This is a genomic window from Bacillus sp. AFS029637 (genome assembly GCF_002584985.1).
Taxonomy (GTDB): Bacteria; Bacillota; Bacilli; order Bacillales; family Bacillaceae_G; genus Bacillus_A.
In genome coordinates this window covers 1-15,442 of the sequence record NZ_NUPZ01000034.1, presented here as the reverse complement: position 1 = coordinate 15,442, position 15,442 = coordinate 1, and the positions used below count along the sequence as shown (strand labels likewise).

At 36.8% G+C, this 15,442-nt stretch carries 14 protein-coding genes and 2 riboswitches; of the genes, 3 read left to right on the top strand and 11 right to left on the bottom strand.

Annotated elements, in window-relative coordinates; translation table 11 throughout:
* Positions 1 to 111: 111 nt before the first annotated feature.
* From COE49_RS18335 to groES, 6 genes are all read right to left on the bottom strand, one after another.
* Positions 112 to 1,617 carry a sensor histidine kinase gene (locus COE49_RS18335; RefSeq protein WP_088233319.1) on the bottom strand — a complete coding sequence of 502 codons (1,506 nt, stop codon included), beginning with the start codon at positions 1,615 to 1,617 and terminating at the stop codon, positions 112 to 114.
* A complete protein-coding gene (locus tag COE49_RS18330) occupies positions 1,601 to 2,302 on the bottom strand; it encodes a response regulator transcription factor (RefSeq protein WP_088233318.1) in 702 nt (233 codons plus the stop codon). Before COE49_RS18330 ends, COE49_RS18335 begins: the two co-directional genes overlap by 17 nt.
* Before the next feature lie 142 nt (positions 2,303 to 2,444).
* Entirely contained in the window at positions 2,445 to 3,770 is a 1,326-nt protein-coding gene (locus COE49_RS18325; protein WP_088233317.1) for an NCS2 family permease, read from the bottom strand.
* Between the two features lie 130 nt (positions 3,771 to 3,900).
* Positions 3,901 to 4,002: riboswitch (purine riboswitch) on the bottom strand.
* A gap of 154 nt (positions 4,003 to 4,156) precedes the next feature.
* The gene (guaA, locus tag COE49_RS18320; protein ID WP_140417545.1) at positions 4,157 to 5,695 is read right to left on the bottom strand and encodes a glutamine-hydrolyzing GMP synthase; all 1,539 of its coding nucleotides are present in this window, start codon (positions 5,693 to 5,695) and stop codon (positions 4,157 to 4,159) included.
* 164 nt (positions 5,696 to 5,859) lie between these two features.
* Positions 5,860 to 5,961: riboswitch (purine riboswitch) on the bottom strand.
* Positions 5,962 to 6,100: 139 nt separating this feature from the next.
* Entirely contained in the window at positions 6,101 to 7,738 is a 1,638-nt protein-coding gene (groL, locus tag COE49_RS18315; RefSeq protein ID WP_088233315.1) for a chaperonin GroEL, read from the bottom strand.
* Between the two features lie 37 nt (positions 7,739 to 7,775).
* Complete coding sequence (groES, locus tag COE49_RS18310) at positions 7,776 to 8,060, bottom strand: co-chaperone GroES (RefSeq protein WP_000917307.1); 285 nt, start codon at positions 8,058 to 8,060, stop codon at positions 7,776 to 7,778.
* 398 nt (positions 8,061 to 8,458) lie between these two features.
* Between groES and COE49_RS18305 the strand changes: the two genes are divergently transcribed.
* Together COE49_RS18305 and COE49_RS18300 are read left to right on the top strand one after the other, a co-directional pair.
* Positions 8,459 to 9,208, top strand: a complete 750-nt coding sequence (locus COE49_RS18305) for a CPBP family intramembrane glutamic endopeptidase (RefSeq protein WP_088233314.1) — start codon at positions 8,459 to 8,461, stop codon at positions 9,206 to 9,208.
* The gene (locus COE49_RS18300) at positions 9,205 to 9,396 is read left to right on the top strand and encodes a YdiK family protein (protein WP_088233313.1); all 192 of its coding nucleotides are present in this window, start codon (positions 9,205 to 9,207) and stop codon (positions 9,394 to 9,396) included. The genes COE49_RS18305 and COE49_RS18300 overlap by 4 nt, the downstream gene beginning before the upstream one ends.
* Before the next feature lie 29 nt (positions 9,397 to 9,425).
* Here the strand turns inward: COE49_RS18300 and COE49_RS18295 are convergent, their stop codons facing one another.
* Complete coding sequence (locus tag COE49_RS18295) at positions 9,426 to 10,055, bottom strand: redox-sensing transcriptional repressor Rex (protein WP_000372704.1); 630 nt, start codon at positions 10,053 to 10,055, stop codon at positions 9,426 to 9,428.
* A gap of 187 nt (positions 10,056 to 10,242) precedes the next feature.
* Between COE49_RS18295 and COE49_RS18290 the strand changes: the two genes are divergently transcribed.
* Positions 10,243 to 12,168, top strand: a complete 1,926-nt coding sequence (locus COE49_RS18290; protein WP_212590132.1) for an ABC-F family ATP-binding cassette domain-containing protein — start codon at positions 10,243 to 10,245, stop codon at positions 12,166 to 12,168.
* Positions 12,169 to 12,633: 465 nt separating this feature from the next.
* On the opposite strand, the gene tsaD is transcribed toward COE49_RS18290, so the two are convergent.
* From tsaD to tsaE, 4 genes are read right to left on the bottom strand one after another with little or no spacing between them, the layout of a single operon-like run.
* A complete protein-coding gene (gene tsaD, locus COE49_RS18285) occupies positions 12,634 to 13,650 on the bottom strand; it encodes a tRNA (adenosine(37)-N6)-threonylcarbamoyltransferase complex transferase subunit TsaD (protein ID WP_088233311.1) in 1,017 nt (338 codons plus the stop codon).
* Positions 13,650 to 14,093: a ribosomal protein S18-alanine N-acetyltransferase gene (gene rimI / locus COE49_RS18280; protein ID WP_140417544.1), complete on the bottom strand. Its 444-nt coding sequence runs from the start codon at positions 14,091 to 14,093 to the stop codon at positions 13,650 to 13,652. The genes tsaD and rimI overlap by 1 nt, the downstream gene beginning before the upstream one ends.
* Before the next feature lie 13 nt (positions 14,094 to 14,106).
* Entirely contained in the window at positions 14,107 to 14,799 is a 693-nt protein-coding gene (gene tsaB, locus COE49_RS18275; protein WP_088233310.1) for a tRNA (adenosine(37)-N6)-threonylcarbamoyltransferase complex dimerization subunit type 1 TsaB, read from the bottom strand.
* Positions 14,780 to 15,253 carry a tRNA (adenosine(37)-N6)-threonylcarbamoyltransferase complex ATPase subunit type 1 TsaE gene (tsaE, locus tag COE49_RS18270; RefSeq protein WP_071710566.1) on the bottom strand — a complete coding sequence of 158 codons (474 nt, stop codon included), beginning with the start codon at positions 15,251 to 15,253 and terminating at the stop codon, positions 14,780 to 14,782. The genes tsaB and tsaE overlap by 20 nt, the downstream gene beginning before the upstream one ends.
* Between the last annotated feature and the right edge of the window lie 189 nt (positions 15,254 to 15,442).

The window sequence follows — 15,442 nt, the reverse complement described above, 5'->3', positions numbered from 1 at the left end:
TTCTATATTACACCTCTAAACTCTAATCGTCAACATGTTTTCTAAAAAAATATAAAAAAGCTTATTTCTTTTAAAATAAGCCTTTTTATCATATACCATTCCATTCATTTATTATTTTTCTATAATAGGTAACGAGACGATAAATTGAATAATACCATCCTCATATTCTGCTCTAATACTACCACCTTGTAATTCAACAATACTTTTCGCAATCGCTAAACCTAGTCCCGAACCTTCCGTTACCCTACTTCGAGATTGATCCTTCTTATAAAAACGTTCAAACAGATTAGCTAACTCTTCTCTCGTAAACTCTTCACTATGATTTGCTATAACAATTTGCATATCCCTGCGTTGCCTCTGAAGAGAAACTTTTATCTCTCCATCATCTTTACTATACTTAATCGCATTCATTAGTAAATTATCAAATACACGAACCATCTTTTCCGAATCAATTGATGCATAGGCACGTTCCTCAGGAAATTTCTTAACAAATGTAAGTCCATGTTCTTCCGCCTGCGGTACTAACTCTTCTATTAATTGCTCCAGTAATTCATTTATACACACATCTTGTTTTTCTAGCATAACTTGTTCATTTGTTAATTTCGTATACTCAAATAAATCTTCTATTAAATTCTTTAACTGCTCCGACTTCGCAAAAGCGATTCTCGTATACTCATCATGTTGTTCCATATTCTCATATTTAGAATCTCGAAGTAATCGTAAGTACCCCATAATAGAAGTAAGTGGCGTACGCAAATCATGAGATACATTCGTAATAAGCTCATTCTTTTGCTTTTCTAATTTACGTTCCTTTTCTATATTATTCATAAGCTCTTCTGCCATATTATTAATATTCTCAGTTAAAGCCGCAATCTCATCTTCACCTTTTGTCTCAATACGGTAAGTTAAGTTACCCTTTTCTATTTCTTTTACCCCTCGCGCCATCGCTTCAATTTGCTTCATCTTTCTCTTTGTTATATAGAAGAAAGAGAAAATGAATACAAGTACTCCTATGAAAAATGGAAACGGCCCTTCTTGCGTATCATATATTACTTCACCTTCTGGAATCCCACTAACAAACATGTATAAATTCTTTCCTTCAATTGTAATTGGTGCAAAAGCAACAAATTCTTTTCTCGTACTTTCAAATTCTTTTCTACCATTCATATAATTAATCGCAAACGATGATGCATTACGAATTGTATTATGCAAATCAATTTGTTCTTCTTGCGCCTGCTTCGTTTTATATAAAACTTTACCGCTCTCGTCGGTAACCAATACTTTTAAAGCTCTAGAGTCTTGTTCTAAATTTTGATTCTCTATTTCAATCATACTTGATATAGCTTCTAATTTATTTTCATGAACTGAACTATTCGCCATACTTTGAGCTTGTTGGTTAATTTGTTCCATACCAGCCCGATAATCGATCGTCGCCTCCCGATTCGCATTCTCAAAAAACGGCGCTGCTGCCTTTGCAGACAAAAGCCCTAATAACGCACAAGCAGTAAACGCAGTAATAAGTTGAATTCGTATACTCCGTTTCACACTCTTCACTATCTTTCCAATTAATTCTCGGATTTTCCTAATATAAGTAAATGGATTAAATATCTTTTTCAATCTTATACCCCACTCCCCATACTGTTTTTATATATATTGGTTTCCTTGGATTCTCCTCAATCTTTTCACGCACTTTCCGAATATGAACCATTACCGTATTATCCGACTGGAACGATCTTTCATTCCAAACCTTTTCATAAATTTGTTCTGCGCTAAAGACCATCCCCGGATTACGAGCTAGTAATTCTAAAATCGAAAATTCCCTCGGAGTCAATTTCACTTCTTCTCCATCCACAATAACTTTATGGGTCGAAATGTTTATTTTCATCTCTCCAATTTCTAACTCGTCCTCATTTTGAATAGCGAAACCATTCATTTTCATATAACGACGTAACTGAGATTTAATTCTTGCGATTAACTCTAACGGATTAAATGGTTTCGTTACGTAATCATCCGCACCTGTTGTTAATCCTAAAATCTTATCCATATCTTGCGTTTTCGCAGAAAGCATAATAATTGGCATTTCTTTCGATTCTCTTACTTTCATACACATATGAATACCATCTACTTTCGGCATCATAATATCTAATACGACTAAGTGCACTTCATTTTTTTCTAATAGACGTAATCCTTCTTCTCCGTCTCCTGCTTGCAGTACTTTATATCCTTCATTCTTTAAATAGATTGTAATTAAATTTCGAATTTCTTTTTCATCATCTACAACAAGTATTGTTTCGTGCGCCACAATATCTCCCCCATCATTTTTTATCCCTAACTTCTATTATAGGAAAACTTCTGAAGAAAAACGTTCGGAAATCCTTAAGATTTTCTGAAGACGCAAAAAAGGTCTAGACTCCCCTTAAGTCTAGACCTTTCAAAAACCCCTTTTATTTACGAACGTAGATGAAATATAGTACGAATAAAACTCCCAGAACATACATAATTGGATGAATCTCTTTACGACGACCACTCACAACCATTGTAATTGGATAGAAGATAAATCCGATTGCAATTCCCGTTGCGATACTGTACGTAAGCGGCATTGAAATGATAGTAAAGAATGCCGGTACTGCAATCTCGAATTTCTTCCAATCAATTTCTCCTAAAGATGAAACCATCAAGATCCCTACAATAATTAAAGCTGGTGCCGTTACTGCTGGTGTCACAACACTTAGTAATGGCGAGAAGAATAGTGCCAGTAAGAAGAATCCTGCTGTTACAACTGCTGTAAATCCAGAACGTCCTCCCGCTGCTACCCCTGCAGACGACTCAATGTAAGACGTTGTCGTTGATGTACCTAAGATCGCACCGATTACAGTTGCAATCGCATCTGCAAATAACGCTTTCCCTGCACGTGGTAATTTATTGTTCTTCATTAATCCTGCTTGATTCGCAACCGCCACAAGCGTACCTGCTGTATCAAAGAAATCTATAAAGAAGAACGTTATAATAACAATACCCATTTCAACAGTGAAAATATCTCCGAAGTGAGTTAACGCCACCCCGAACGTCGGTTCTAGGCTCGGTATTGCTCCCACTACAGCTTTCGGAGTATCAATTAATCCTGTTGTTACTCCTAAGATTGCTGTAAGAATCATACCGTAAAATACCGCACCATTGATTTTCTTAATCATGAAGATAATTGTAATAACAACTCCGAAGATCGCTAGTAACGTTGTGCCCTTTGTTAAGTCCCCCAACCCAACAAGAACAGCATCATTTTTCACGATAATTCCGGCATTTTGGAATCCAAGGAAAGCAATGAATAATCCGATACCTGCCGCTACTGCAAACTTTAACTCTGATGGAATTGCATTAATGATTTTTTCACGAATACCTGAAGCAGTAAGAATAATAAAGATAATACCTGACATTAATGTTCCGGCAATTGCTGTTTGCCACGGAATACCCATCGTTAACACTGCTGTATAAGCAAAGAACGCGTTAATCCCCATACCTGGCGCTAAAGCAATTGGATACTTTGCGAAAATCCCCATAATTAACGAACCGATTGCTGCCGCTAATGCTGTAGCAACGAATACTGCACCTGGATCCATTCCCGTACCTGCCGGTAATCCCTTAACATTGCCAAGCGACAGCGTAGCAGGATTGACAAATAGTACGTAAGCCATAGATAAAAATGTCGTTAACCCCGCTATGAACTCTGTTTTATAATTTGTACCGAGTTCATCAAACTGAAAATAGCGTTTCATCTTACGTTTCCCCCGTTATATGATTACTCGCCGTATTTCACCCTAGCCCTCTTTTATCTATAACAATAAAAAAGGCTCCCATTGCATATATACATGGAAGCGTTCTATAAACAAAGACAAGTTTCCCCTCATCTTTATACAAACGCCTCGTAGTCAAGCCATTTACGGTAGCTAGGTAGAAACTTTCGGGCCATATTCCCGATATTATACGACGGCTATAATATTCACTTTTCGTTTGAATTACATACTCATATTAACTCTTGAAAGTATTTTTGTCAATTTAAAAACGAACATTTTTATATTTTTTTATATTTTCGTTCGTATTAAAGTTAAAATCAAAAAAGATCCATCTATGCATAAGCAATAGATGGATCTTTTTTATAATACTATTCCCACTCAATAGTTGCTGGTGGCTTACTCGTTACATCATACACGATACGGTTAACGTGTTTTACTTCATTTACGATACGTACAGAGATTTTCTCTAATACGTCCCAAGGGATACGTGCCCAGTCAGCTGTCATACCGTCGATAGATGTTACTGCACGGATACCTACTGTGTAATCGTAAGTACGCTCGTCACCCATAACACCTACGCTACGCATACCAGGAAGCGCAGTGAAGTATTGCCAGATTTCGCGGTCTAATCCTGCTTTAATAATTTCTTCACGTAAAATCGCATCAGATTCACGAACGATTTCTAATTTCTCTTCTGTGATTTCACCTAATACACGAATACCAAGACCAGGGCCTGGGAATGGTTGACGCCATACGATTTCATCAGGAATTCCTAGTTCAGATCCTAATACACGTACTTCATCTTTAAATAACGTGTTTAAAGGCTCAATTAATTTGAACTGCATGTCTTCCGGAAGTCCACCAACGTTATGGTGAGATTTAATTGTTTGTGCAGTCGCTGTACCACTCTCAACGATATCTGTGTAAAGTGTACCTTGCGCTAAGAAATCCATTCCTTGTAATTTAGACGCTTCATCATCAAATACGTAAATGAATTCGTTACCGATGATTTTACGTTTTTGTTCTGGATCTTCTACACCTTTTAACTTGTTCATAAAGCGTTCTTTCGCATCCACCTTAATTACGTTCATGTGGAAGCCTTCGCTGAATGTTTTCATAACGCCTTCTGCTTCACCTTTACGAAGTAAGCCATGATCCACGAAAATACATGTTAATTGGTCGCCGATTGCTTTATGAATTAATACTGCTACAACAGAAGAGTCTACACCGCCACTAAGTGCGCATAGTACTTTTTTGTCTCCAACAGTTTCACGGATTTTCTCTAATTCTACTTCGATAAAGTTCTCCATGTTCCATCCTTCAGAACAACCACATACGCCGAATACAAAGTTTTTAATTAAATCGTTACCGTGCTCAGAGTGACGTACTTCTGGGTGGAATTGTACACCGTATAAGTTTTTCGCTTCATTGCTCATACCAGCAATTGGGCAAGACTCACTTGTTGCGTCTACTACGAATCCTTCAGGTAAACCAGTTACTAGGTCACCATGACTCATCCATACAACTTGCTCTTCTGGAAGGTTCGCATATAATTTTGATTCGTTCTCTACTTTAAGAACAGCTTTTCCGTACTCACGGTGGTTTGCACGTTCTACTTTACCACCGAATTGTTGTGTCATAAGCTGCATACCGTAACAAATACCGAAAATCGGTAATCCTAGGTCAAAGATTTTTTCATCACAATGTAATGCACCTTCACCGTATACACTATTTGGTCCACCAGAGAAAATAATCCCTTTTGGATTCATTGCTTTAATTTCTTCTGCAGTAATTGTATGTGGATGAAGTTCACTGTATACACCGAACTCACGAATTCGACGTGCTATTAACTGATTGTATTGACTCCCAAAATCCAAAACGATAATTGTATCATGCTGCTTTTTCAAAATAATCACCCCAACGTTAGTTCTCGTATATAAATATTTTCACCAATTAGGCGAAAAGCATTACCAATATAATAAAAAAAGCCAGTCCTCCGCCTCTAGTCTCATAACAAAGAAAAGGCAGGGGTCTGGCTTTATAAAGAAAGATAGTCTCCGCTCTTTATAAATATAAGACACACTGCCTTCATAGTCAGGTTGTTTACGGTAACCCGGTAGAGACTCTCAAACCATATCATTGAGGATATATGAAGGATCGTTTTATATTATCTTCCTAGATTCTAACAATGAAGTATCGATATGGTCAAGAGAGAAAGCGACAAAATTCTACAGAAATTCATTTCCTTTTCTAAAAAACACAAAAAAACATCCACTTCTATATAGAAGTGAATGTTTTTCGAGCAAACGGAATTACATCATTCCGCCCATACCGCCCATGCCCATGCCGCCCATGTCAGGCATTCCAGCAGCACCAGCTGGTTCTGGCTTGTCAGCTACTACAGCTTCAGTTGTTAAGAACATAGCTGCAACAGATGCTGCGTTTTGAAGTGCAGAGCGAGTTACTTTAGCTGGATCTACGATACCAGTTTCAAGCATGTTAACCCACTCACCAGTAGCTGCGTTGAAACCAACGCCTACTTTTTCGCCTTTTAGACGCTCTACAACTACAGATCCTTCTAGACCAGCGTTGATTGCGATTTGACGAACTGGCTCTTCTAGTGCACGAAGTACGATGTTGATACCTGTTGCTTCGTCGCCTTCAGCTACGATAGAAGCTACTTTCGTGTATACGTTCATAAGTGAAGTACCACCACCTGCAACGATACCTTCTTCTACTGCTGCACGAGTTGAGTTAAGTGCATCTTCAATGCGAAGTTTGCGCTCTTTTAACTCAGTTTCAGTTGCTGCACCTACTTTAATTACTGCTACGCCACCTGCAAGTTTTGCAAGACGCTCTTGTAATTTTTCACGATCGAATTCAGAAGTTGTTTCTTCTAATTGCGCACGGATTTGACCAATGCGAGCTTCGATTTGTTGTGTATTTCCAATACCTTCAACTACAGTTGTGTTTTCTTTCGTTACAACGATTTTACCAGCGCGTCCTAAAGATTCAACTGTAGCAGATTTTAAGTCACGGCCTAATTCTTCAGTGATTACTTCGCCACCAGTTAAGATTGCGATATCTTCTAGCATCGCTTTACGACGGTCACCAAATCCAGGAGCTTTAACAGCTACTACATTGAATGTACCACGAAGTTTGTTCACTACTAATGTAGCTAAAGCTTCGCCTTCTACATCTTCAGCAATGATAAGAAGTGGTTTACCTTGTTGTACCACTTGCTCTAATACTGGTAAGATTTCTTGGATGTTAGAAATCTTTTTGTCAGTAATTAAAATGTATGGGTTATCAAGAACCGCTTCCATTTTGTCAGAATCAGTAATCATGTAAGGAGATGCATATCCACGATCAAATTGCATACCTTCTACTACGTCTAATTCTGTTGTGAAACCTTTAGATTCTTCTAAAGTAATAACGCCGTCGTTACCAACGCGCTCCATTGCTTCAGCGATTAATTGACCTACTTCTTCGTCAGCAGCAGAAATAGCAGCTACTTGTGCGATTGAAGATTTGCCTTCGATTGGTTTAGAAATCGTTTTTAATTCTTCAATTGCAGCAGCAACAGCTTTTTCGATACCTTTACGAAGACCCATTGGGTTAGCGCCAGCTGTTACGTTTTTAAGACCTTCACGAATCATAGCTTGTGCTAATACAGTTGCAGTTGTTGTTCCGTCACCAGCTACATCATTTGTTTTGCTAGCAACTTCTGCTACTAATTTTGCACCCATGTTTTCGAATGCATCTTCTAATTCGATTTCTTTTGCGATCGTTACACCATCATTAGTAATAAGTGGTGAACCGAATTTTTTCTCAAGTACAACGTTACGACCTTTTGGTCCAAGCGTTACTTTTACTGCATTTGCAAGAGTGTCGACACCGCGAAGCATCGAACGACGTGCTTCTTCACCAAATTTAATATCTTTTGCCATAATAATTGACCCCCTTGAATTTTTAAGATTTATATAATTAACCGATAACCGCTAAAATGTCACTTTCACGTAAAATCAAGTACTCTTTACCTTCGTATTTCACTTCAGTACCTGCATATTTTGAGAAGATGATAAGATCACCTGCTGCTACCTCTAAAGCAACACGCTCACCATTTTCAAGCACTCGACCAGTACCTGCTGCAACAACTTTACCCTCTTGTGGTTTTTCTTTTGCAGTGTCTGGTAATACAATACCACTTGCTGTTTTTTCTTCTGCTTGAACAAGCTCAATTACAACGCGATCACCTAATGGCTTTAGCATGAACAATAACCTCCTCATTTTGTTATGTAAATTTTATTTATTAGCACTCAAGTCACCCGAGTGCTAACACACTTATAATAATAAATAATCTCAATTTCTTTTGCAAGTAAAAAAATCATAATTTTTTCGCAAATCACTATATACTTTTCTATATAAAATTCTTCTTCTACTAGCTTTACTATATGAATCGTTGTTTCCACTGCTCGTATGTTACAATATGAAGGACACCCTAAGTTGTTTTCGCTACATACACAGCTTTTTCCTGTCTTCTATTTTAATTTCCAATACAGATTTACAAAAAAATCATAATTCGAATGAAAGTTTATATCGTAGGTAGCATATTACATGTTATCCTGCCTTATCTCATAAACTAGAGTTAGAAAGGATGGTTAAACCATTTGAAGAAACAATATTGGTGGGTTATCGTTACATATATTTTAATGCAGTTATCCGGAATTGTTGGATTGCCATTACTCTTAAAAACAGGTCTCTATGATAATAGAGGATTAACCACTGAAGAAAAAGGGCAAATCATAACTGGACATTGGGCTATCATTAGCTTCTTTATTGCATTATGCATCGTACTTTGGTTACTTAGAACAGATATTCGTGACAGGCATTTAGATGCAATGCGCTCTTCTGTTCCAGCTACAGTTGGATGGATTTTTATCGGGTTCTTCTTAGCATTTTTCTCACAAAGTATTGCTGGTATGATTGAAATGTATTTACTAGGTATTAAACCTGGATCTGAAAATACAGCAAGACTTATGGACATCGCAAGAACAACACCTTGGTTCCTTATTGTTGTATCTATAATCGGACCTATCCTAGAAGAAATCGTATTTAGAAAAATTTTATTTGGTACACTTTACAAGAAGTTTAACTTCTTTATTGCCGCTATCATTAGTTCTCTTGTATTTGCGGCGATTCATTTTGATTTCACTCACTTATTGGTATACACTGCTATGGGGCTCGTATTCGCCTTTTTATATGTAAAAACGAAACGTATTATCGTTCCAATTGCAGCTCATGTTGCGATGAATACACTCGTTGCAATGGCTCAAATTGCAGTAAGCAATGAGCAAATTCAAGAGATGATTAAAGAAGCTGAAAAAATGCAAGGCTTTATCGGAGGATTTTTAGTATGAGAAACTCACCATTGTTCATGGCTGCATTGTATTTCCTTCTCGGATGTATCTTTACACGTTTCGCCATTACGAACGTAACAGATACAATCTGGAATATGTGGACAATACTATTTGCAGTTATGGCAACAATTGATTTTAATTTGGCACTTCGCCTTATATTAGTTAAATTCACACAGAAGAAACAATAATAAAACGCAGAGGTCGCTTCCTCTGCGTTTTATTGTGGATAATTTTTCAAAAAGTAAACGAGTGTTTGTAACTCTACAGCTAAATCAATATGATGAATTCTTATATTCTCTGACACATTTAAGCGCGCTGGTGTAAAGTTTAAAATACCGTGCACGTTTGTTTCTGCCAATCTATCGGCTACAGATTGCGCTACTGTAGCGGGTACTGTTAATATTGCCACTTGTATATCAGTCGATAAACGTTCTTCTAATTCATCTAAATGATATACAGGAATGCCCCCGATTTCTGTTCCAACTTTCTCTTCACTAACATCAAATGCCATTTCAATCTTTGTATTATTGTTTTTCGTGAAATTATAATGTAAGAAAGCTGTTCCTAAATTACCTACTCCAATAAGTGCTACACGTGTTATATCATCTTGGTCGAGTGTTTCCCGGAAAAATGATAATAAATAATTTACGTTATATCCATATCCTTTTTTCCCTAACGCTCCAAAGTACGAGAAATCTCTTCGAATAGTTGCGGAATCAACCTTTACCGCTTCACTCAATTCGGCTGATGAAACACGTTGCTTACCAGAAAGAGATAAGTTTTGGATAAATCGATAGTATAGAGGCAATCGCTTAGCAGTGGCTTGTGGAATTTTTTGCTGATCCATATAACCTCTCCTCTCTTCCTATCTTGATTCATATACTTTAATCAAATACAGAAGTTTAGCACTCATTAAATTCCTTGTATAATAGAAAGAAGAAGTATTCTCTCTGTATTTTAAACTATACACTATTTTTAGTATGATTGAGAAATATAAACATGGCAAAGTTAAGAAATTATTTGAGGTGAAAACATTGATTTTATTACAAGTAAATGGACTTTCGAAATTATACGGTGCAGAAACGATTCTTGCCAACATAAAATTGGAAGTGCAAACGAAAGATCGCATCGCACTAGTCGGACGAAACGGGGCCGGGAAATCTACATTATTAAAAATAATTGCTGGAGAGCTATCTCATGATGGCGGCGAAATTATAAAACCGAAAGATGTCTCAATTGGGTATTTAGCTCAAAATACTGGATTAGAAACGTCTTTAAAAATTTGGGATGAAATGTTAACCGTCTTTACGCACTTGCAGCAAATGGAAACAAAACTTCGAAGGCTTGAGCAAGAGATGGGAAAAGAAGAAAACTTTTCAAACGCAGCCACATATGAAAAATTACTAGCTGATTATGATCAATTACAATTAGACTATAAAGATCAAGGTGGCTATCAGTATGAAGCAGACATTCGCGCGATTTTAAGCGGTCTTGGCTTCCCAGTTGAAACGCACCAGACGACAATCTCCACTTTAAGCGGCGGACAAAAAACACGATTAGCTCTCGGGAAATTATTATTAACGAAACCAGACTTACTTATTTTAGACGAGCCTACAAACCATTTAGACATCGAAACATTAACATGGCTTGAACAATATTTACAAGGCTATCCTGGCGCAATACTAATCGTTTCTCATGACCGTTATTTCTTAGACAAACTCGTTACGCAAGTATATGAAATTTCGAATAAAGAAAGCAGACGATTTGTTGGTAACTACAGTAAATATTTAGACTTAAAATCAGCTTTATACGAGCAAGAAATGAAGCGTTATGAAAAACAACAAGATGAAATCGCTAAACTTGAAGATTTCGTACAAAAGAATATAGCTCGTGCCTCTACGACGAAACGTGCACAAAGCCGCCGTAAACAATTGGACCGAATGGAATTATTAACAAGACCATTAGGTGATTCTAAGTCAGCATCCTTCCACTTCGATATTGAAAAACAAAGTGGGAATGATGTTTTACAAGTAAAAGATGCAACTATCGGCTATGATGCAGACCCGATTATTGAACATGTAACTATGCGCTTAACGCGCGGGGATAGTGTTGCTTTAGTTGGACCAAACGGAATTGGAAAATCCACATTGTTAAAGTCCATTGTGAATAAGTTACCATTATTAAATGGTAATGTTTCTTTCGGATCCAACGTATCTGTTGGTTATTACGATCAAGAACAAGCCAATTTAACATCTTCTAAGCGCGTGTTAAATGAACTATGGGATGAATATCCACTGCAACCTGAAAAAGAAATTCGCACGATACTAGGTAACTTTTTATTCACAGGGGATGATGTACTGAAGCCAGTATCTTCTCTTAGTGGTGGACAAAAAGCTCGATTAGCTCTTGCAAAACTTATGATGCAAAAATCTAATTTGTTAATTCTCGATGAACCGACGAACCATCTTGATTTAAATAGTAAAGAGATTTTAGAGAATGCTTTAATTGATTATCCAGGGACTCTTCTATTCGTCTCACATGACCGCTACTTCATTAATCGCGTAACGACAACTGTTGTTGAGTTATCAACAGAAGGTGCACAAGAGTATTTAGGGGATTATGATTACTACGTTGAAAAGAAAAATGAAATGATTGAACGTGCAGAGCTTGAACAGCAAGAAAATGACGTGCCTGTTCAAAAGGTGGTTGCACAAGAAAAGTTAAATTATCTAGAAGAAAAAGAACGTAAAAAACTAGAGCGTCAACGCACTAGAAAAATTGAAGAACTGGAACAAAGTATCGTAGAATTTGAAGAAGAAATCGCTACGTTAGAAGATCAGCTTTGCTTACCAGAAATATATGCTGATTATGAAAAGGCTAGTGAAATTACAACTAAAAAACAAACACTACAAGAACAACTTGAAGCTTGTATGGCAGAATGGGAAGAACTGCATTTATAAGAGCATTTAAATAAGAAGGATGTCTCATAAGTCGAGATTTTGACTATGCGACATCCTTTTTGTTTTCTAAAGGGAATCAACGTCATCGTACATGAACATTTTTTTGAATATATCTATCGTAACTTGAAATACATCAACGATTCGACACCAAATATCTATTTACCGACAAAGTTTGACATTGGTACCAATTCGCGGATTAAAAGAAGATTATCTCGAAATATCTTTTCGGATATTCACCATTATTTTATTTCCCGAAAAAGGATATATTCAAAGGTCAGACTTCATTCAGTTTATCCACAATGTTATACACATATCCACCTTTAGTATAATAAACACAGAAATAACTTTTCCACATTATCCACAACTAACAAAAAAGTTATTAACATTTTATATACACAGTAAAAGCCACATTATCAACAGATAATATGGCTTTTATCCACAAGCTGTGGTTAATTTTGTGCATAACTAAGCTTCAATATCTAATCCTGGATTTGCATTTAAAGCTAATGTCGCACGTTTTCCTTGTTCATATGCAATTGTACCTGCCGCTGCAATCATTGCTGCATTATCTGTACATAAAGATAGAGGAGGAATAATTAGCTCTACATTTTCTTTTTGTGCAAATTCTGCTTCTAAACGTGCACGAAGCCCTTTATTTGCGGCCACTCCACCAGCAAGAAGTACTTGCTTTACATTATACGCATCCGCTGCACGAGACGCTTTCGTTACTAGTACGTCAATTACACTCTCTTGAAAACTTGCTGCTAAATCTTCTGGGGCAATTTCTATGCCGCGTTGTTTTGCGTTATGCACAGTGTTGATAACTGCTGATTTCAATCCACTAAAGCTGAAATCATATGAATCAGGTTCTAGCCATGCACGCGGTAAATCAATTGTTGGCTCTCCTTCATGCGCAAGACGATCAATATGAGGCCCCCCTGGATAAGGCATAGATAACGTACGAGCTACTTTATCATATGCTTCTCCCGCTGCATCATCTCGTGTTTCACCAATTACTTCAAATGAACCATGCTCTTTCATATAAACAAGCTCTGTATGCCCACCAGATACAACAAGTGATAGTAGAGGGAATTGAACTTCTTTTACTAAACGATTCGCATAAATATGGCCAGCAATATGATGAACACCAACTAGAGGAATATCATGCGCAAAGGCCACTGCCTTCGCTGCATTTACTCCAATTAGAAGTGCTCCAACTAAACCAGGCCCTTCTGTTACAGCAATTGCATCAATATCCTCAAATGTGATATTCGCTTCTTTTAAAGCTTCTTCTAACACAACTGTAATTTCTTCTACATGATGACGGGATGCAATCTCTGGTACAACTCCGCCAAAACGTTTATGACTTTCAATTTGTGATGCAACGACATTCGCAATAATTTCCGTTCCATTTTTAACAACCGCTACTGCTGTTTCATCACAACTTGTTTCAATACCAAGTATAATCGTATTTTTTTCCATTATATATTCACCCACATTACGAGACCATCTTCCTGATTGTCTGCATAGTATCGTTTACGAATTCCACCATTTTGAAATCCGTATTTTCTGTATAACTGTTTTGCTACTTCATTTGATACACGTACTTCAAGTGTCATCGTTTTTACCCCTAGATCTTTCGCTTCAGAAATAACTTCTTTCAATAAAGCATCTCCTAGCTTTTGACCTCTGTATTCTGGCAAAATAGCTATGTTTGTTATATGTGATTCATCAATAATTATCCACAATCCACAATAGCCAATTACACGACCATCTTTTTCTAACACAACATAATGTGCATGTTCATTCATCGTTAACTCACGGTGAAAGGCATCTGCAGTCCAAGGAGTTGAAAAAGATGCTTCTTCAATAGCTACAATTTGAGCGATATCATCGAGTTCCATCTTTCTAAGTATCATATCCATCCTCTGCAGACTCCTACTTGTTTTGACTTTCTAACCACTTTGTTTCAGCTTCAGCTAAACGAAGATAACTAGGAACAAATGAATGTACATCTTGTTCTTCTTTTTGTAACCCTAAGAACGCTAACTCACTTGGTCTTGGATTATTTTTAGTGAAAGGAGCAAATACAGCTTGTTCGCCTAAATGTTCTATAATTGTTTCTTTGTGCAGTTTAACATCGTTACCAATAAATAAAACACGCTTTCCTGTATCTTTTAACATTTGCAACCAGTCTACAATAAGGATAATTCGGTCTTCTTCTATAGAAGTTAAATTCTCTCCTTCATATGTATATAAACCCGTATAAATTTGTCCACGTCTTCCATCGAATAAAGGACAGATTAATCCATCAAAATTAGCTCCGTTTGCAGCCACCACTTCTAAACTTGAAACACCTACGATTGGTATTTGAAGTGACCAAGCTAATGTTTTTGCAGCTGTCACACCTATGCGAACACCTGTATACGACCCAGGTCCAGCAGCTACAACAATTTTAGTTAATTCTTTCGGTTTTACACCACATTCTTTTAACAGTTGTTCTACAGCTGGCATAAGACGTACAGAATGGTTTTTTGTTAAATTTGTAATGATTTCCCCAATTACGTTTCCTTCCTCAATAAGGGATACACCCATCACGTAATTTGAAGTATCAATTGCTAGTACTTTCATCTTGTAATAGCTCCTCACATAATCTAATATATCGATCTCCAATTGGCTCGAGTACAATTTTTCTCGTGTCATCTCCAGCATGGAATAAACTAATTTGCAACTTTTCATTTGGTAAATATGCTTCTATTAAATGAGCCCATTCTACTACTGTGATTCCTTCACCATAGAAATACTCATCAAAGCCTAAGTCCTCTTCACTTTCCGCTAAACGATACACGTCCATATGATATAACGGTAATCTTCCTTTATACTCTTTAATGATATTAAAGGTAGGGCTATTTACGACTCTTTTTACTCCAAGACCTTTTGCTAACCCTTTTGTAAAAGTCGTCTTACCAGCTCCAAGATCTCCTTCTAAAATAATTACATCTTGTGCCTTTACAAGTTCACCTAATCTTTCTGATAATCTTTGTGTTTCCTCAGAAGATTTTGTTGTTACTTCATATTTACTCACAGACTTCACCTACTTTATTCACAATGTTCTCTGCTCTTTATTATACAGGTTTTGAATATATAAAAAAGTCCTTAGGAGTTGTCCTAAGGATAGTTTGACTGTCTTTATTAGTTTTTTGTTAAAACAAATAAAAAAATACGAAACAACATGTTTCGTTCTTTTCTTTATATAAAATGGCGGTCCCGACCG